General features: G+C 52.0%; 15 protein-coding genes. 7 read left to right on the top strand and 8 right to left on the bottom strand.

Features of this window, described 5'->3' with window-relative positions:
- Positions 1 to 14 precede the first annotated feature (14 nt).
- Positions 15 to 1,289: a sensor protein QseC gene (gene ygiY / locus SF3067; RefSeq protein NP_708838.1), complete on the bottom strand. Its 1,275-nt coding sequence runs from the start codon at positions 1,287 to 1,289 to the stop codon at positions 15 to 17.
- On the bottom strand, positions 1,286 to 1,945 hold the full coding sequence (gene ygiX, locus SF3066) for a DNA-binding transcriptional regulator QseB (RefSeq protein NP_708837.1): 660 nt from the start codon (positions 1,943 to 1,945) through the stop codon (positions 1,286 to 1,288). Before ygiX ends, ygiY begins: the two co-directional genes overlap by 4 nt.
- Positions 1,946 to 2,096: 151 nt before the next feature.
- Between ygiX and ygiW the strand changes: the two genes are divergently transcribed.
- The 6 genes from ygiW to SF3060 all read left to right on the top strand — a co-directional run bounded on the left by ygiW (position 2,097) and on the right by SF3060 (position 10,616).
- Positions 2,097 to 2,489 carry a hypothetical protein gene (ygiW, locus tag SF3065; RefSeq protein ID NP_708836.2) on the top strand — a complete coding sequence of 131 codons (393 nt, stop codon included), beginning with the start codon at positions 2,097 to 2,099 and terminating at the stop codon, positions 2,487 to 2,489.
- 52 nt (positions 2,490 to 2,541) lie between these two features.
- Positions 2,542 to 3,024 (top strand): hypothetical protein, encoded by a 483-nt coding sequence (locus tag SF3064; RefSeq protein ID NP_708835.1) that lies wholly within the window; start codon positions 2,542 to 2,544, stop codon positions 3,022 to 3,024.
- A 545-nt stretch (positions 3,025 to 3,569) separates the two neighbouring features.
- A complete protein-coding gene (gene parC / locus SF3063) occupies positions 3,570 to 5,828 on the top strand; it encodes a DNA topoisomerase IV subunit A (protein ID NP_708834.1) in 2,259 nt (752 codons plus the stop codon).
- A 233-nt stretch (positions 5,829 to 6,061) separates the two neighbouring features.
- Positions 6,062 to 6,799 carry a 1-acyl-sn-glycerol-3-phosphate acyltransferase gene (plsC, locus tag SF3062; RefSeq protein NP_708833.1) on the top strand — a complete coding sequence of 246 codons (738 nt, stop codon included), beginning with the start codon at positions 6,062 to 6,064 and terminating at the stop codon, positions 6,797 to 6,799.
- 74 nt (positions 6,800 to 6,873) lie between these two features.
- Positions 6,874 to 8,286: an FtsI repressor gene (gene sufI, locus SF3061; protein ID NP_708832.1), complete on the top strand. Its 1,413-nt coding sequence runs from the start codon at positions 6,874 to 6,876 to the stop codon at positions 8,284 to 8,286.
- Positions 8,287 to 8,396: 110 nt separating this feature from the next.
- A complete protein-coding gene (locus SF3060; protein NP_708831.3) occupies positions 8,397 to 10,616 on the top strand; it encodes a hypothetical protein in 2,220 nt (739 codons plus the stop codon).
- A 42-nt stretch (positions 10,617 to 10,658) separates the two neighbouring features.
- Here SF3060 and yqhH read toward each other — a convergent pair whose 3' ends face one another.
- From yqhH to yqhD, 4 genes are all read right to left on the bottom strand, one after another.
- The gene (gene yqhH / locus SF3059) at positions 10,659 to 10,916 is read right to left on the bottom strand and encodes an outer membrane lipoprotein (protein ID NP_708830.1); all 258 of its coding nucleotides are present in this window, start codon (positions 10,914 to 10,916) and stop codon (positions 10,659 to 10,661) included.
- A 50-nt stretch (positions 10,917 to 10,966) separates the two neighbouring features.
- Positions 10,967 to 11,893, bottom strand: a complete 927-nt coding sequence (gene yqhG, locus SF3058; RefSeq protein ID NP_708829.2) for a hypothetical protein — start codon at positions 11,891 to 11,893, stop codon at positions 10,967 to 10,969.
- Positions 11,894 to 12,092: 199 nt separating this feature from the next.
- Positions 12,093 to 12,803 carry a 2,5-didehydrogluconate reductase A gene (yqhE, locus tag SF3057; RefSeq protein NP_708828.4) on the bottom strand — a complete coding sequence of 237 codons (711 nt, stop codon included), beginning with the start codon at positions 12,801 to 12,803 and terminating at the stop codon, positions 12,093 to 12,095.
- 221 nt (positions 12,804 to 13,024) lie between these two features.
- Positions 13,025 to 14,188, bottom strand: a complete 1,164-nt coding sequence (gene yqhD / locus SF3055) for an aldehyde reductase (RefSeq protein ID NP_708827.2) — start codon at positions 14,186 to 14,188, stop codon at positions 13,025 to 13,027.
- On the opposite strand from yqhD, the gene yqhC reads away from it, so the two are divergent.
- A complete protein-coding gene (gene yqhC, locus SF3056) occupies positions 14,154 to 15,281 on the top strand; it encodes an AraC family transcriptional regulator (RefSeq protein ID NP_708826.1) in 1,128 nt (375 codons plus the stop codon). The genes yqhD and yqhC overlap by 35 nt on opposite strands.
- Positions 15,282 to 15,320: 39 nt before the next feature.
- On the opposite strand, the gene yghB is transcribed toward yqhC, so the two are convergent.
- Together yghB and metC are read right to left on the bottom strand one after the other, a co-directional pair.
- The gene (gene yghB, locus SF3054; RefSeq protein NP_708825.1) at positions 15,321 to 15,980 is read right to left on the bottom strand and encodes a hypothetical protein; all 660 of its coding nucleotides are present in this window, start codon (positions 15,978 to 15,980) and stop codon (positions 15,321 to 15,323) included.
- A gap of 139 nt (positions 15,981 to 16,119) precedes the next feature.
- Complete coding sequence (gene metC / locus SF3053) at positions 16,120 to 17,307, bottom strand: cystathionine beta-lyase (RefSeq protein ID NP_708824.1); 1,188 nt, start codon at positions 17,305 to 17,307, stop codon at positions 16,120 to 16,122.
- Positions 17,308 to 17,346: the final 39 nt, after the last annotated feature.

Here is a 17,346-nt window from a genome sequence, read left to right as displayed (position 1 = left end):
CATAGACAGAGAAGTTACCAGCTTACCTTCGCCTCAAATCCACCTTGTTCCGCATTCCCAAACTCAACATTCATGTCATGCAGCTTGGCGATTCGCTGGACAATCGATAGCCCAAGTCCACTGCCGGTAGCGGTTTGTCCGGGTGGGCGATAGAAGCGTTCGCCAATTCGCGCCAGTGCCTCTGGTGTCACACCGGGGCCGTTATCCAGCAAATTTCGCACCAACAAACTTAGCAATAGCGGTTGTCCGGTGCGTTTGATGCCGTGGGCATTGAGTGTCAGTCGCACGTCAATTTTCGCCTGCTGCGCCGTGTGGTAAATATCCATCACCGACGATTGTAGGAGATCTTCAAGCGGGATCTCCGCGACGTCCTGAAGGTTATCCAGTGAGTCCAGCCGCGATAGCGTGAGCAGTTGATCAACCAGACGAGTAGCGCGATCGATCCCGGAATGTAATTGGAGCAGTGCTTTTTTCCGCGCCTGCGGATCATCGTCAGAGAGCTGCGCAACTTCGGTTTGCACTTTCAGCGCTGTTAACGGGCTACGTAGTTCGTGAGCTGCATCGGAGGTAAAGCGTCGTTCTCGAACCATCATCGCATGTGTGCGGGCGAACAGTTGATTTAGCGACTCAACCAGTGGCCGCACTTCGCTGGGTACGCCAGTCGCGTTTAGTGGTTTTTCCGAGTCAGGGTCACGCATACGTAGTGCCAGCGCCAGTTTGTTCAGCGGCGCGAGTTCACGACCCAGTAGTACCATCATGATGATTAACATAATCGGCAGTGCGACCAGCCACGGGATCAATTGCCCGGCAACAATCGCCAGCGCCATGTCTTCACGGTATTCCCATTCCTGGCCAACAACGATGCGATATTTGCCATCAGGTGAGGTCATCCAGACAAAACGCCAAGGATCGTCTTCACCGACCAGTTGCCCGTCAGCAAAACCTTCCCGTTGATAGCTATAGGGAATATCTTCTCCGTTATCGCCATCATTAAGGACCATTCTGCCGTCGTGGGTAAAGATGGCAAAGGTCAGCGCATCGTCATCAACATGACCGTGTTTTAATTTATTTGGCGTCTGTGCCATGCGATCCGCCGCGTTGATTTCGTTGAGATCGAGCGTACTTAACCGTTTGGCAAACAGCATCAGTTGGGTGTCGAACAATTCATCGACGTTATCCGTTGTTTGTTTCCAGGCGACAAAGCTGGAAAGCAGCCAGGTCACCGAGGCCAGAATTAAAAAGATTAGCGTCAGCCTGACGCGCAGACTAAGACGTTGGGTAAATTTCATTTCTCACCTAATGTGTAGCCAATACCATGCACGGTACGAATAAAATCACTACCGAGTTTGCGTCGCAGATGATGCACATGCACTTCAACGGCATTACTGGTGACCTCTTCGTCCCAGGTATACAGTTTCTCTTCAATCAGTTTGCGCGGCAGTACCCGACCAGCGTTACGCATCAGTAATTCCAGCAGGGCAAATTCTTTTGGTTTCAGTGTTAAGGGTTCGCCAGCCAGCGTGGCGATACGTTTGCCGGGGTCGAGCATGACGTTACCGTGGCGCAGCTCGTTGCTGGCCTGGCCGTTGGTTCGGCGCATCAGAGCCTCCAGCCTGGCGGCGACTTCTATCAACGCAAAAGGTTTACACAGATAATCGTCAGCTCCCAGACGCAGCCCTTCTACACGTTCCGCTAACGCATCACGCGCGGTCAGGTTCAGTACCGGCTCACGCTGACCTTTCTCTCGCCATTCGCGCAAAATATCGCGACCATCCATGCCTGGTAAGGTTAAATCCAGGATCACCGCATCATAAGGTGCGCTATAAAGCGCCTCTTTTCCCTGACGACCTTGTGTAAACCAGTCGACACTAAAACCCATTTTACTAAGGCCAGTTTTGATGCCGTCACCAATCAGCATGTCATCTTCTATCAGTAAAATTCGCATTTTTTCATCCCTGCGATAACCGTATTTGCTGCCAGTAAACCGTGTTGTAACGCGCTCTGTACAGCATTAAATTTTATTTTTTTCCCTTAAGAAGTTGTTAAGGACTATCTTGTTAAATGCTCGGAAACAGACATTAAAGGGAGTAATAAACATGAAAAAATTCGCAGCAGTAATCGCAGTAATGGCCCTGTGCAGTGCACCGGTGATGGCAGCAGAGCAGGGCGGTTTTTCTGGCCCATCGGTAACGCAAAGTCAGGCCGGAGGATTTCAGGGGCCGAACGGCAGCGTAACGACTGTAGAAAGCGCAAAATCCCTGCGTGACGACACCTGGGTAACCCTGCGCGGCAATATCGTTGAACGCATCTCTGACGATCTCTACGTGTTTAAAGATGCCAGCGGTACTATCAATGTTGATATCGATCACAAACGCTGGAACGGTGTGACGGTGACGCCGAAAGATACGGTTGAGATTCAGGGTGAAGTCGATAAAGACTGGAATTCTGTTGAAATTGACGTCAAACAGATCCGCAAAGTAAATCCGTAATTGTTACCGCTCCCGGGACGCGTTCCCGGGAATAATTTCGCAGGGAGGCAAAATGACAAACCTGACACTGGATGTAAACATTATCGATTTCCCATCAATCCCTGTGGCGATGTTGCCGCACCGCTGTAGCCCTGAGTTGCTCAACTACAGTGTGGCGAAATTTATCATGTGGCGTAAAGAGACGGGGCTTTCTCCTGTTAACCAAAGCCAGACTTTTGGCGTCGCCTGGGACGCCCCTGCCACCACCGCACCGGAAGCGTTTCGCTTTGATATCTGCGGCAGCGTTAGCGAACCGATTCCCGATAATCGTTATGGTGTGAGCAATGGTGAACTTACCGGTGGACGTTATGCCGTGGCCCGCCACGTTGGCGAGCTGGACGATATTTCACACACGATATGGGGCATTATTCGCCACTGGCTGCCTGCAAGCGGCGAGAAAATGCGTAAAGCACCGATTCTGTTTCACTACACCAATCTTGCCGAAGGGGTGACAGAGCAGCGACTGGAAACGGATGTTTATGTGCCGTTGGCGTGATGGGGAATCTTTACCGGAGTGTGAGCCAAATCACTCGCGATAAGTTTGAGCGAACAATGTCACAGGCGTATTGTTGTTGGGCTTATAATTTCTCCGGTAAGGAATACCATGTATACGCGAAATTTATTATCCGGTGCGCCGTAAGCCGTCTCGGGGATATCCATGAGCAAGCCGCACTTATGGCAGGAGGCGCGGGGCACTGGTGGAGACACAGCTAAACTGGGCTGAACCGTATACTTACAGTCGACTACTTTGATGCTTTAGGCTTCCCTGGACTCGCATAACCTCAACTTCTCGAATCGCCCGGAGCGGACCCCCATGCCGAGTGGTGTGGCATGGGCGCAACCTTGTGCTGCCCTCTATGCCGATCAAGTCTACAGCAAAGAGTTGTATATCAAGGCACATTGATGCCTTTATCGCCGTCGGAGCACGTCCGGCGGCGCTATTCACGCTGATCTCCTGTGACTCGACGCGGCAGATAATGTAGTATCTCCGGCAATATTGCCCCTTTGAAGGCTGGCGAATAAGTTGAGGAATCAGAATTAATGAGCGATATGGCAGAGCGCCTTGCGCTACATGAATTTACGGAAAACGCCTACTTAAACTACTCCATGTACGTGATCATGGACCGTGCGTTGCCGTTTATTGGTGATGGTCTGAAACCTGTTCAGCGCCGCATTGTGTATGCGATGTCTGAACTGGGCCTGAATGCCAGCGCCAAATTTAAAAAATCGGCCCGTACCGTCGGTGACGTACTGGGTAAATACCATCCGCACGGCGATAGCGCCTGTTATGAAGCGATGGTCCTGATGGCGCAGCCGTTCTCTTACCGTTATCCGCTGGTTGATGGTCAGGGGAACTGGGGCGCGCCGGACGATCCGAAATCGTTCGCGGCAATGCGTTACACCGAATCCCGGTTGTCGAAATATTCCGAGCTGCTATTGAGCGAGCTGGGGCAGGGGACGGCTGACTGGGTGCCAAACTTCGACGGCACTTTGCAGGAGCCGAAAATGCTACCTGCCCGTCTGCCAAACATTTTGCTTAACGGCACCACCGGTATTGCCGTCGGCATGGCGACCGATATTCCACCGCATAACCTGCGTGAAGTAGCTCAGGCGGCAATCGCATTAATCGACCAGCCGAAAACTACGCTCGATCAGCTGCTGGATATCGTGCAGGGGCCGGATTATCCGACTGAAGCGGAAATTATCACTTCGCGCGCCGAGATTCGTAAAATCTACGAGAACGGACGTGGTTCAGTGCGTATGCGCGCGGTGTGGAAGAAAGAAGATGGCGCGGTGGTTATCAGCGCATTACCGCATCAGGTTTCAGGTGCGCGCGTACTGGAGCAAATTGCTGCGCAAATGCGCAACAAAAAGCTGCCGATGGTTGACGATCTGCGCGATGAATCTGACCACGAGAACCCGACCCGTCTGGTGATTGTGCCGCGTTCCAACCGCGTGGATATGGATCAGGTGATGAACCACCTCTTCGCTACCACCGATCTGGAAAAGAGCTATCGCATTAACCTCAATATGATCGGTCTGGATGGTCGTCCGGCGGTGAAAAACCTGCTGGAAATCCTCTCCGAATGGCTGGTGTTCCGTCGCGATACCGTGCGCCGCCGACTGAACTATCGTCTGGAGAAAGTCCTCAAGCGCCTGCATATCCTGGAAGGTTTGCTGGTGGCGTTTCTCAACATCGACGAAGTGATTGAGATCATTCGTAACGAAGATGAACCGAAACCGGCGCTGATGTCGCGGTTTGGCCTTACGGAAACCCAGGCGGAAGCGATCCTCGAACTGAAACTGCGTCATCTTGCCAAACTGGAAGAGATGAAGATTCGCGGTGAGCAGAGTGAGCTGGAAAAAGAGCGCGACCAGTTGCAGGGCATTTTGGCTTCCGAGCGTAAAATGAATAACCTGCTGAAGAAAGAACTGCAGGCAGACGCGCAAGCCTACGGTGACGATCGTCGTTCGCCGTTGCAGGAACGCGAAGAAGCGAAAGCGATGAGCGAGCACGACATGCTGCCGTCTGAACCTGTCACCATTGTGCTGTCGCAGATGGGCTGGGTACGCAGCGCTAAAGGCCATGATATCGACGCGCCGGGCCTGAATTATAAAGCGGGTGATAGCTTCAAAGCGGCGGTGAAAGGTAAGAGTAACCAACCGGTAGTGTTTGTTGATTCCACCGGTCGTAGCTATGCCATCGACCCGATTACGCTGCCGTCGGCGCGTGGTCAGGGCGAACCACTCACCGGCAAATTAACGTTGCCGCCTGGGGCGACCGTTGACCATATGCTGATGGAAAGCGACGATCAGAAACTGCTGATGGCTTCCGATGCGGGTTACGGTTTCGTCTGCACCTTTAACGATCTGGTAGCGCGTAACCGTGCGGGTAAGGCTTTGATCACCTTACCGGAAAATGCCCATGTTATGCCGCCGGTGGTGATTGAAGATGCTTCCGATATGCTGCTGGCAATCACTCAGGCAGGCCGTATGTTGATGTTCCCGGTAAGCGATCTGCCGCAGCTGTCGAAGGGCAAAGGCAACAAGATTATCAACATTCCATCGGCAGAAGCCGCGCGTGGCGAGGATGGTCTGGCGCAACTGTACGTTCTGCCGCCGCAAAGCACGCTGACCATTCATGTTGGGAAACGCAAAATTAAACTGCGTCCGGAAGAGCTACAGAAAGTCACTGGCGAACGTGGACGCCGCGGTACGTTGATGCGCGGTTTGCAGCGTATCGATCGTGTTGAGATCGACTCTCCTCGCCGTGCCAGCAGCGGTGATAGCGAAGAGTAATATGCCGGGGAGGGCGCTGTTTCCTCCCGCTAGCAAGGAACGCCGGATGAAACGTTAAGTCGTCATCCGGCAGCGTATTCAACCCCCGGAAACGATAAAAATTCCCTTGAAACCGTTGTTTATTCATGCGTTGCGATTAACAATACGCTTTTCCAGAGAGCGGCTTTTAACAATGCCCTAACCTGATTTCAGGTGACGTACAATGCCAGTCTCTCAGACCTTCAGAGGGTGTTATGCTATATATCTTTCGTCTTATTATTACCGTGATTTACAGCATCTTAGTCTGTGTATTCGGCTCCATTTACTGCCTTTTCAGCCCGCGTAACCCGAAACATGTGGCCACCTTTGGGCATATGTTTGGCCGTCTTGCGCCACTGTTCGGCCTGAAAGTTGAGTGCCGCAAACCTGCAGATGCTGAAAGCTACGGCAATGCTATCTATATCGCTAACCACCAGAACAACTATGACATGGTGACAGCATCGAACATTGTGCAACCGCCGACGGTGACGGTAGGTAAAAAGAGCTTGCTGTGGATCCCCTTCTTCGGGCAGTTGTACTGGTTAACCGGCAACTTATTGATCGACAGAAACAATCGCACTAAAGCTCACGGCACCATTGCGGAAGTCGTGAATCATTTCAAAAAACGCCGTATTTCCATCTGGATGTTCCCGGAAGGAACCCGCAGCCGTGGTCGCGGCCTGCTACCGTTCAAGACTGGAGCATTTCACGCGGCAATTGCGGCGGGCGTCCCGATTATTCCCGTGTGCGTCTCTACAACTTCGAATAAGATTAATCTTAATCGACTGCACAACGGTCTGGTGATTGTCGAAATGCTGCCGCCAATTGACGTCAGTCAGTATGGCAAAGATCAGGTTCGTGAGCTGGCTGCCCATTGTCGTTCGATAATGGAACAAAAAATCGCCGAGCTCGATAAAGAAGTCGCAGAACGCGAAGCCGCCGGAAAAGTTTAAGTCGGCAATCTGTATTTTTGCGGGGAACACTTTCCTGCACGGTATTACTTTAGCCAGTTTTACATGGAGCAAATATGTCACTCAGTCGGCGTCAGTTCATTCAGGCATCGGGGATTGCACTTTGTGCAGGCGCTGTTCCCCTGAAGGCCAGCGCAGCCGGGCAACAGCAACCGCTACCCGTTCCGCCGCTACTTGAATCTCGCCGTGGGCAACCGCTGTTTATGACTGTACAACGTGCGCACTGGTCATTTACGCCAGGGACACGCGCGTCGGTCTGGGGAATCAATGGTCGTTACCTGGGGCCGACTATCCGCGTCTGGAAGGGCGACGATGTTAAGCTTATTTACAGCAACCGCCTGACAGAAAATGTCTCAATGACGGTGGCCGGGCTACAGGTACCAGGCCCGCTGATGGGCGGTCCGGCACGGATGATGTCGCCAAACGCTGACTGGGCACCCGTACTGCCTATTCGCCAGAACGCAGCTACTCTGTGGTATCACGCCAATACTCCCAACCGCACGGCTCAGCAGGTCTATAACGGCCTTGCCGGAATGTGGCTGGTGGAAGATGAAGTCAGCAAGTCGCTGCCTATCCCCAACCATTATGGTGTGGATGATTTTCCGGTCATTATCCAGGATAAACGGCTGGATAACTTTGGTACGCCAGAATACAACGAACCGGGAAGCGGCGGCTTTGTTGGTGATACGCTGCTGGTTAACGGTGTACAAAGCCCGTACGTTGAAGTCTCGCGTGGCTGGGTGCGCTTGCGACTGCTGAACGCGTCGAACTCTCGTCGCTATCAACTACAGATGAGCGATGGTCGCCCGTTACATGTGATTTCTGGCGATCAGGGATTCCTGCCTGCTCCTGTATCGGTGAAGCAACTTTCGCTGGCACCGGGCGAGCGCCGCGAGATTCTGGTGGATATGAGCAACGGCGATGAAGTGTCGATCACCTGTGGTGAAGCGGCGAGCATTGTTGATCGTATTCGCGGCTTCTTTGAGCCATCCAGTATTCTGGTTTCTACCTTGGTGCTAACGCTGCGCCCAACCGGCCTTCTGCCGCTGGTCACAGACAGTCTTCCGATGCGCTTGCTGCCAACTGAAATCATGGCTGGTTCGCCAATTCGCAGTCGCGATATCAGTCTGGGTGATGACCCGGGTATTAATGGACAGCTGTGGGACGTCAACCGTATTGATGTCACCGCGCAGCAAGGAACGTGGGAACGCTGGACGGTACGCGCGGACGAGCCGCAAGCGTTCCATATTGAAGGCGTAATGTTCCAGATCCGTAACGTGAATGGCGCGATGCCGTTCCCGGAAGACAGAGGCTGGAAAGATACCGTTTGGGTTGACGGACAAGTGGAGCTGCTTGTTTATTTCGGTCAGCCTTCCTGGGCGCACTTCCCGTTCTACTTCAACAGTCAGACGCTGGAAATGGCGGACCGTGGCTCGATTGGGCAACTGTTGGTCAATCCGGTACCGTAATCTTCATACTCGCCCGAGGAGGGCGAGTATGGAATACCTTTCGATTTCTCTTTCGTTCCGGCTTATAATCCCCGGCCTTTGATTATTTTTTTATCATTTCTGGAAGCAAAATGAGCTCTATCTCCCTGATCCAACCGGATCGCGACCTGTTCTCCTGGCCGCAGTACTGGGCCGCCTGTTTTGGACCGGCACCGTTTTTGCCGATGTCTCGTGAAGAGATGGATCAACTTGGCTGGGATAGCTGCGACATCATTTTGGTTACTGGCGACGCGTATGTCGATCACCCAAGCTTCGGGATGGCGATTTGCGGTCGTATGCTGGAAGCGCAGGGCTTTCGCGTCGGGATCATCGCCCAGCCGGACTGGAGCAGCAAAGACGACTTTATGCGTCTGGGTAAACCGAATCTGTTTTTTGGTGTTACTGCTGGCAACATGGATTCGATGATCAACCGCTATACCGCCGATCGCCGTTTACGTCATGATGATGCCTACACGCCAGATAATGTCGCGGGTAAGCGACCGGATCGCGCCACGCTGGTTTATACCCAGCGTTGTAAAGAGGCGTGGAAAGATGTGCCGGTGATCCTCGGCGGTATTGAGGCTAGCCTGCGCCGTACCGCGCATTATGATTACTGGTCCGATACCGTGCGCCGTTCCGTTCTGGTAGATTCGAAAGCCGACATGCTGATGTTTGGTAACGGTGAACGTCCGCTGGTGGAAGTAGCGCATCGTCTGGCGATGGGCGAGCCGATTAGTGAAATCCGCGATGTGCGTAATACCGCAATTATCGTAAAAGAGGCGCTGCCTGGCTGGAGCGGTGTGGATTCCACCCGTCTTGATACCCTAGGGAAAATCGACCCAATCCCGCATCCGTATGGCGAAGATTTGCCGTGTGCGGATAACAAACCTGTTGCGCCGAAAAAGCAGGAAGCGAAAGCTGTAATCGTGCAGCCACCGCGCCAGAAACCGTGGGAAAAAACCTACGTATTGCTGCCTTCTTTCGAGAAAGTGAAGGGCGATAAAGTGCTGTACGCCCATGCTTCGCGCATTCTGCACCACGAAACCAACCCAGGCTGCGCCCGCGCATTGATGCAAAAACACGGTGACCGCTATGTGTGGATCAACCCGCCTGCTATCCCGCTTTCTACCGAAGAGATGGACAGCGTTTTTGCGCTGCCGTACAAGCGCGTGCCACATCCGGCCTATGGCAATGCCCGTATTCCGGCTTACGAAATGATCCGTTTTTCGGTCAACATTATGCGCGGCTGCTTTGGCGGCTGTTCTTTCTGTTCTATTACCGAGCACGAAGGGCGCATTATTCAGAGCCGTTCGGAAGATTCGATCATTAATGAGATCGAAGCGATCCGCGACACCGTTCCAGGTTTTACGGGCGTGATTTCCGATCTCGGTGGGCCAACTGCCAACATGTATATGTTGCGCTGCAAATCGCCACGCGCTGAACAAACTTGTCGCCGTTTGTCGTGCGTTTATCCGGATATTTGTCCGCACATGGACACTAACCACGAACCGACGATCAACCTCTATCGCCGTGCGCGTGATCTGAAAGGCATTAAAAAAATCCTTATCGCCTCAGGCGTACGTTATGACATCGCCGTGGAAGATCCGCGCTATATCAAAGAGTTGGCGACCCATCACGTCGGCGGTTATCTGAAGATTGCTCCGGAACATACCGAAGAAGGGCCGTTGTCGAAGATGATGAAGCCGGGCATGGGCAGCTATGACCGCTTTAAAGAGCTGTTCGATACCTACTCGAAACAGGCAGGTAAAGAGCAGTATCTGATCCCGTATTTCATCTCTGCGCACCCCGGTACGCGTGATGAAGATATGGTGAATTTGGCGCTGTGGCTGAAAAAGCATCGTTTCCGTCTCGACCAGGTACAGAACTTCTACCCATCGCCGCTGGCGAACTCAACCACCATGTATTACACCGGGAAAAAACCGCTGGCGAAGATTGGTTATAAGAGCGAAGGCGTCTTCGTACCGAAGGGCGACAAACAGCGTCGTTTGCATAAAGCGTTGTTGCGTTACCACGATCCGGCAAACTGGCCGTTAATCCGCCAGGCGCTGGAAGCGATGGGCAAAAAGCATCTGATTGGCAGCCGTCGCGATTGCTTAGTGCCTGCGCCAACCATTGAAGAGATGCGTGAAGCTCGTCGCCAGAACCGCAATACCCGTCCGGCGTTGACTAAACATACGCCGATGGCGACTCAGCGTCAGACGCCTGCTACGGCAAAAAAAGCGTCGTCTACGCAATCTCGTCCGGTGAATGCTGGTGCGAAGAAACGCCCTAAAGCGGCGGTTGGACGTTAAAAAAAATCCCCGGCAACTGACATGCTGCCGGGGATTTTTTTATCATTCTGCGTACATACGCAAGCAGCGCAGGCAATCAAAATAGTCCTGTGCATCAAGACGCGTATTGGCTCTGTTAGCTTCGGATTTGGCAGCATAGATTTGTGGGCGTAGTGCTTTCATATCCTGCTCAAGCCGGGCGATTTTGGCATTTAATGTTTGTACATTGCTCGCCAGTTGATTGACCTTTTGCTCATTGACGCAGCCACTGAGCAAGCAGGTTGCCAGAACAACAGCTCCCACGGTGAAAATCGTTTTCATATAGTGTTCCCTTTTATTTATTGTTCCGGCTAATTGTTATTTAATTCAGCTCATTGCTTTAATCTGGCGGCGGTTTTTGCCTCAATCTGCTTAAGTAGGCTGCCGCTGTTCGGGCGGATAAAATCAGCGATTTCCCACTTACCTTCGCGCCGCTGTAAAACCAGCTCTTGCTCTTCATTGTTGCCATTGGTCAGCGTAAAACGAACATGAATGCGGGCGGAATCGGCGGTTTTCTCCAGGACTCGAATTTCATCAACGCGTGAAAATAGCGACTCTTCGCCAAAACAGATCGGATTGTCGTAAATAAATTGCCGTTCTATTTGCATATCTTCATCGGGATTATTGGCCGTCTTGAAGGTGGTTTTATAGAAGGCATTAACCGCCTGGCGGTAAGAGTCGGAAACCACCCACGTCCACGGCCAGCTATAATCAGCAATATGTTCAAAGAGTTCAGCAACAAAGGATTCTGGCTGTTCTTTCTGCAACGAAGCTAAAGCGGCCAGCGTTTTTTCATTCTCGCTATTAACTGCTTGTAAGACGCTGCCATGATTGCTGACAATATCATCAATGACCCAACGACCATTTTCCGCCACCATTTTCAGTGTCTGTGTGGTCTTTTCTTTATCATCTTTAAAGATACGAAAGCGCACAACGGCATCGGCATGATCGACGTCAGTTTGGGTTATCGCTACGCTTTCTAACACCAGATCGCCAAAATCCTGACAATCACAAACCGGATCATAATCCAGCCAGCCAATATTGCCCGGTAGTGTAAGATTGTCGTTCAGGGTAAGCGCCTGTTGAATACGCGCTGAAGTTATCGCCCGCTCTCCGGTTTCACCGAAATAAGGCGTACTGGCATCTGATTTATAGTTCTGATAAATCTGCCGGACTGTTTGTTCTACGGTCTGTGAAGGAGGCTGCGCGTGTACGGTAAAACTTGCCAGGGCTGCTAAAAACAGAAGTATTATTTTCATCTGTTTTTCACCTCTCCGTTGCGTTTATCCCGGATATAGATGAGTTGTTCTTTTAAGAGCTTCCGGCTCTGCATGATGATGTCCTTATATTTGGCATTCCTGAACAAGGAAGAGTAACAACGGGCGGGACGCGAGGGGAATAAATGATTTCTGAAAAGTCCGGTAGCGGAACATTACCGCCACCGGGAGAATTTGCACGTTAGCCGCCGAACTGGTCAGGATCGGGACCGAGACGCTTGCCCTGATCGAGTTTTGCAATTTTGCCGAGTTCGTCTTTGTCGAGACGGAAATCCCAGACATCAAAGTTTTCGGCAATACGTGAAGGTGTGACCGATTTCGGGATCACCACCAGGCCGCTATCCAGATGCCAGCGGATAACAATCTGCGCCGGGGTTTTGCCGTATTTATCTGCCAGATCGCGAATGACTTTCTGATCGAAAACGCCTTTCCCTCCTTGCGCTAATGGGCTCCAGGATTCGGTCTGGATTTTGTGTGTCGCGTTCCAAGCGTGTAGCTGGCGTTGTTGCATCAGCGGATGAAGTTCGATCTGGTTTATCACAGGCGTCACGCCAGTTTCATCAATCAGGCGTTGCAGGTGATGGATCTGGAAGTTGCACACGCCGATGCTTTTGATTAATCCCTCTTTTTGCAATTCGATCATGCCTTTCCATGCTTCGACATAATGGTCGATAGCGGGAACGGGCCAGTGCATTAAGTAGAGGTCGATATAATCAAGCTGGAGTTTTTTCAGGCTGTCGAGCAGGGCTTCGCGGGGGCGCTTGTGGTCGTCGTTCCACAGCTTAGTGGTGATGAACAGTTCTTCTCTGTTGACTGAGGCATTTTTCAGGGCTTTGCCGACACCTTCTTCGTTCTTGTAGGCCGCGGCGGTATCAATCGAGCGATAACCCACTTCTAACGCTTTTTGAATGGCGGTGATTACTTCCTCATTACTTGCTTGCCAGACGCCCAGTCCCAGCTGGGGCATGACATTGCCATCCTGTAGCTTAATAACGGTTGGATTAGCCATACGTTCCTCCTTTATATGAACTCACCGGAGCAGGCTCCGGTGAGGTGTTGTGAACTTAAGTCTGGACGAAATGCCCGAAAACGAAAGTTTGAGGCGTAAAAAGCTTAGCGGGCGGCTTCGTATATACGGCGGCTGACATCCAACGTAATGTCATGATTTTCGCCCAGTTGGGTCATGCCGTGCTCTTCCAGTTTTTTCAGCAAAGCCGGGATGGAGCTGCCGTCCAGACCGTAGTCGGAGAGGTGGGTCGGCACGCCTAATTGCTCAAAGAAATTGCGGGTTGCGGCAATCGCGGCGTCAATACGCTCATCGTCGGAACCTTCAGTGATGTTCCAGACGCGTTCAGCATATTGCAGCAGCTTAGCGCGCTTGGTCTCGCGTTTTTCATTCCACAGTGCAGGCAGGACGATAGCCAGTGTTTGCGCGTGATCCAGACCGTGCATCGCAGTCAGTTCGTGGCCCAGCATATGCGTTGCCCAGTCCTGCGGTACGCCAGTGCCAATCAAACCGTTCAGCGCCTGAGTCGCCGCCCACATGACGTTGGCGCGCACATCGTAGTTTTCTGGCTCTTTCAGGGCTTTCGGACCATCTTCGATTAGCGTCAGCAAAATGCCTTCTGCGAAACGGTCCTGAATTTTGGCATCAACCGGTTTGGTAACATACTGTTCCACGGTGTGTACAAAGGCGTCCACTACGCCGTTAGCCACCTGACGCGGCGGCAGGGTGTAGGTATAAACCGGATCGAGCACGGCAAATACCGGCTGAACATGTGCAGAATGGAACGCCTGCTTGTCGCCTGTGGTTTTACGGGAGATCACCGCGCCTGCGTTGGATTCTGAACCGGTTGCTGGCAGCGTCAGCACACAGCCCATCGGGATGGCGCTTTTAATCTCTTTACCGCCCGTTTGCAGAATGTGCCACGGATCGATATTTTCCGGATAGTTAGCCGCTGCGGCGATAAATTTGGTGCCGTCCAGTACAGAACCGCCGCCAACCGCCAGCAGGAAAGTCACTTTCTGTTCGCGAACCAGTTTCACGGCGTTCATCAGCGTTTCATAAGCCGGGTTTGGCTCAATACCGCCAAATTCCAGCACGTCCATGCCTTTCAGGGCATCCAGAACTTGATCGAGAACGCCGGTTTTTTTCACGCTGCCGCCACCGTAGGTAATCAATACGCGAGCATCGTGAGGAATTTGTTCGCGTAAACCAGCGATTGCGCCTTTACCAAACAGAATGCGGGTTGGGGTGTGCAGATTAAAGTTGTTCATTACTTGCTCCCTTTGCTGGGCCAATATGAGGGCAGAGAACGATCTGCCTGATGTTTTTCATTGTGATCGCCAGCGCCCTGGCTCTCAATGCTCATTTCTGCCAATGTCTTGCCTATTTCTCCAGAGTGCTGGAGAAATGCTACAAAATTGCGCACAATCAAATTGCCGCATTATTCCTAAGAAATTACGCGATATGAAACGTGAAGAGATTTGTCGCTTGCTGGCGGATAAAGTTAATAAACTGAAAAATAAAGAAAATAGTTTGTCAGAACTGTTGCCCGATGTGCGTTTGTTGTATGGCGAGACGCCTTTCGCACGTACACCGGTGATGTACGAGCCTGGCATCATAATTCTCTTTTCCGGGCATAAAATCGGTTATATCAATGAACGCGTGTTTCGTTATGATGCCAATGAATACCTGCTGCTGACGGTGCCGTTGCCGTTTGAGTGCGAAACCTATGCCACGTCAGAGGTGCCGCTGGCAGGGTTGCGTCTCAATGTCGATATTTTGCAGTTACAGGAACTGTTGATGGACATTGGCGAAGATGAGCATTTCCAGCCGTCGATGGCAGCCAGCGGGATTAACTCCGCCACGTTATCAGAAGAGATTTTATGCGCGGCGGAGCGGTTACTCGACGTGATGGAGCGACCACTGGATGCGCGTATTCTCGGCAAACAGATCATCCGCGAAATTCTGTACTACGTGCTGACCGGACCTTGCGGCGGCGCGTTACTGGCGCTGGTCAGTCGCCAGACTCACTTCAGTCTGATTAGCCGCGTGCTGAAACGAATTGAGAATAAATACACCGAAAACCTGAGCGTCGAGCAACTGGCGGCAGAAGCCAACATGAGCGTATCGGCGTTCCACCATAATTTTAAGTCTGTCACCAGCACCTCGCCGTTGCAGTATTTGAAGAATTACCGTCTGCATAAGGCGCGGATGATGATCATCCATGACGGCATGAAGGCCAGCGCAGCAGCGATGCGCGTCGGCTATGAAAGCGCATCGCAATTTAGCCGTGAGTTTAAACGTTACTTCGGTGTGACGCCGGGGGAAGATGCGGCAAGAATGCGGGCGATGCAGGGGAATTAAATACGTTCCCGGTACAGCAGCCGGGAACGGGGAAAATCGTCAGGCGTTACAGTATTTTTTTTTAATCACCACAAACAGCGTGCCTAACAAGCCAGCGGTTAACAAGGCAATTGGCAGGATCATCAGGAACGTCATTACCTGATCTTCATGGCGTTTAACGAACGGAATCATACTTAAGGCATAGCCAAAACTGGTTACCACGCTGACCCACAGCAATCCACTTAACCAGTTGAAAAACTGGAAGCGGCGGTTTGGCAGACCGGAAATTCCCGCCATGGTTGGCAGCAGCGTACGGACAAATGCAAGAAAACGTCCAGCCAGCAGCGCCAGCAGACCGTGGCGGTCAAACATGCAGGTGGCGCGCTGGTGATATTTAGCAGGAAGCTGTGCCAGCCAGCCTTTCACCGTTTTGGTATTCCCTAACCAGCTCCCCTGAATATAACTTAGCCAGCAGCCCAGACTTGCTGCGGCGGTCAGAATCGCAATCGTAGGCAGAAAATCCATAACCCCTTGGGCAATCAATGCGCCTGCCAGTATCAACAAGCTGTCGCCTGGCAAAAATGAGGCGGGCAGCAGGCCGTTTTCTAAAAACAGCGTGGCAAACATGACAAAGTAAACAACGCTAACAATATGAGGATCCGCCAGCGCGGCAAAGTCGTGTTGCCAGAGCGCAGCGATGATATCTTGAATAACAGCCATGGACTTTCCTGTGGAACAGCGTTTAAGCCTTTATCTGCCTATTGTACTCCTGAATCGTCCGGGACGCCTTGATCCCGGACGCAACAATTTAAGACTTTTCACAATAAAATGTCTGCAAAATTGTCCAAAAGTGGCAATGTTATACAATCCGTGCAAAACCGGCGTCCAGATCGGCAATCAGATCGTCGACATCTTCCAGACCAATATGCAGGCGAATCAAGGTCCCGCTAAAATCGATCTCGCCTTGTGGGCGAATGGCGGCGATATGTTCTGGTTGATTTGCCAGGATCAACGATTCATACCCGCCCCACGAGTAGGCCATGCTGAATAAACTGAAGTTATCCAGATAGTTCGCCAGCTCTTCATCATTGAGTTTTTTCTTAAGCACAAAGGAAAATAGCCCGCTGCTGCCTGTAAAGTCTCGTTTCCAGAATTCGTGTCCTTTACTGCCAGGCAGGGCAGGGTGGTTAACTCGCGCAACTTGCGGATGTTCTGCCAGCCATTCGGCCACTTTCAGACTGCTTTCATGATGTTGACGCAAACGCACACCTAATGTGCGCAGGCCACGGCTGGTTATATAGGCGGTATCGGCATCGACCATCTGGCCCATCAGATAGGCATTTTCCCGTAGCTGCTCCCAGCAACGGGCATTGCACACGGCAGTGCCAATCATCGCATCTGAATGCCCAACCAGATATTTGGTGGCGGCCTGAATAGAAACATCGATGCCAAAATCCAGCGCCTTAAACAGCACACCGGCTGCCCAGGTGTTGTCGATCATAATGATGGCATCCGGCACCACACTGCGCACGGCGGCAACAATCGCCGGAACGTCGTGGACTTCCATAGTGATGGAACCCGGCGATTCCAGAAACACGATTTTAGTGTTTGGCTGCAGATGCTTAACGATATCGGCACCAATCAGCGGATCAAACCACGATGTCGTTACGCCCAGTTTGCTGAGGATTTTGCTACAGAAATCCTGACTCGGTTCATAGGCGGTGTTGGTCATCAACACATGATCGCCCTGTTCGACAAAAGCAAGAATCGAATTAGCAACCGCTGCCGCCCCGCAGGGAAATAGCGCGCAGCCTGCGCCACCTTCCAGTTCACACATCGCTTGTTGTAAGGAAAAATGGGTTAACGTTCCGCGCCGTCCATAGAACAACTCGCCATTGGCGCGATTGCGCGTCGCGTGCTTTTTGGCTTCCATACTCTCAAATACCAGCGAAGAAGCGCGCTGAATCACGCTATTTACCGCGCCAAGAGTGTATTTTTTGCTGCGTCCTGCATTCACCAGTTGAGTATCAAGCTTTTTGTCCGCCATGTCGGGATTCCTGTTTTTATACGTCTGGATGTCTAAACT

The sequence above is a fragment of the Shigella flexneri 2a str. 301 genome, from assembly GCF_000006925.2.
Classification (GTDB): Bacteria; Pseudomonadota; Gammaproteobacteria; order Enterobacterales; family Enterobacteriaceae; genus ECMA0423.
The sequence above is the reverse complement of the archived record's forward strand: the minus strand, read 5'-3'. Positions and strand labels throughout refer to the sequence as shown.

Coding starts and splice junctions, on each gene's coding strand:
- yghB (NP_708825.1), bottom strand. CDS start 15,980: ATGGCTGTTATTCAAGATATCATCGCTGCGCTCTGGCAACACGACTTT.
- parC (NP_708834.1), top strand. CDS start 3,570: ATGAGCGATATGGCAGAGCGCCTTGCGCTACATGAATTTACGGAAAAC.
- sufI (NP_708832.1), top strand. CDS start 6,874: ATGTCACTCAGTCGGCGTCAGTTCATTCAGGCATCGGGGATTGCACTT.
- plsC (NP_708833.1), top strand. CDS start 6,062: ATGCTATATATCTTTCGTCTTATTATTACCGTGATTTACAGCATCTTA.
- yqhC (NP_708826.1), top strand. CDS start 14,154: ATGCGGGTTGGGGTGTGCAGATTAAAGTTGTTCATTACTTGCTCCCTT.
- yqhH (NP_708830.1), bottom strand. CDS start 10,916: ATGAAAACGATTTTCACCGTGGGAGCTGTTGTTCTGGCAACCTGCTTG.
- ygiW (NP_708836.2), top strand. CDS start 2,097: ATGAAAAAATTCGCAGCAGTAATCGCAGTAATGGCCCTGTGCAGTGCA.
- metC (NP_708824.1), bottom strand. CDS start 17,307: ATGGCGGACAAAAAGCTTGATACTCAACTGGTGAATGCAGGACGCAGC.
- SF3060 (NP_708831.3), top strand. CDS start 8,397: ATGAGCTCTATCTCCCTGATCCAACCGGATCGCGACCTGTTCTCCTGG.
- yqhD (NP_708827.2), bottom strand. CDS start 14,188: ATGAACAACTTTAATCTGCACACCCCAACCCGCATTCTGTTTGGTAAA.
- ygiX (NP_708837.1), bottom strand. CDS start 1,945: ATGCGAATTTTACTGATAGAAGATGACATGCTGATTGGTGACGGCATC.
- ygiY (NP_708838.1), bottom strand. CDS start 1,289: ATGAAATTTACCCAACGTCTTAGTCTGCGCGTCAGGCTGACGCTAATC.
- SF3064 (NP_708835.1), top strand. CDS start 2,542: ATGACAAACCTGACACTGGATGTAAACATTATCGATTTCCCATCAATC.
- yqhG (NP_708829.2), bottom strand. CDS start 11,893: ATGAAAATAATACTTCTGTTTTTAGCAGCCCTGGCAAGTTTTACCGTA.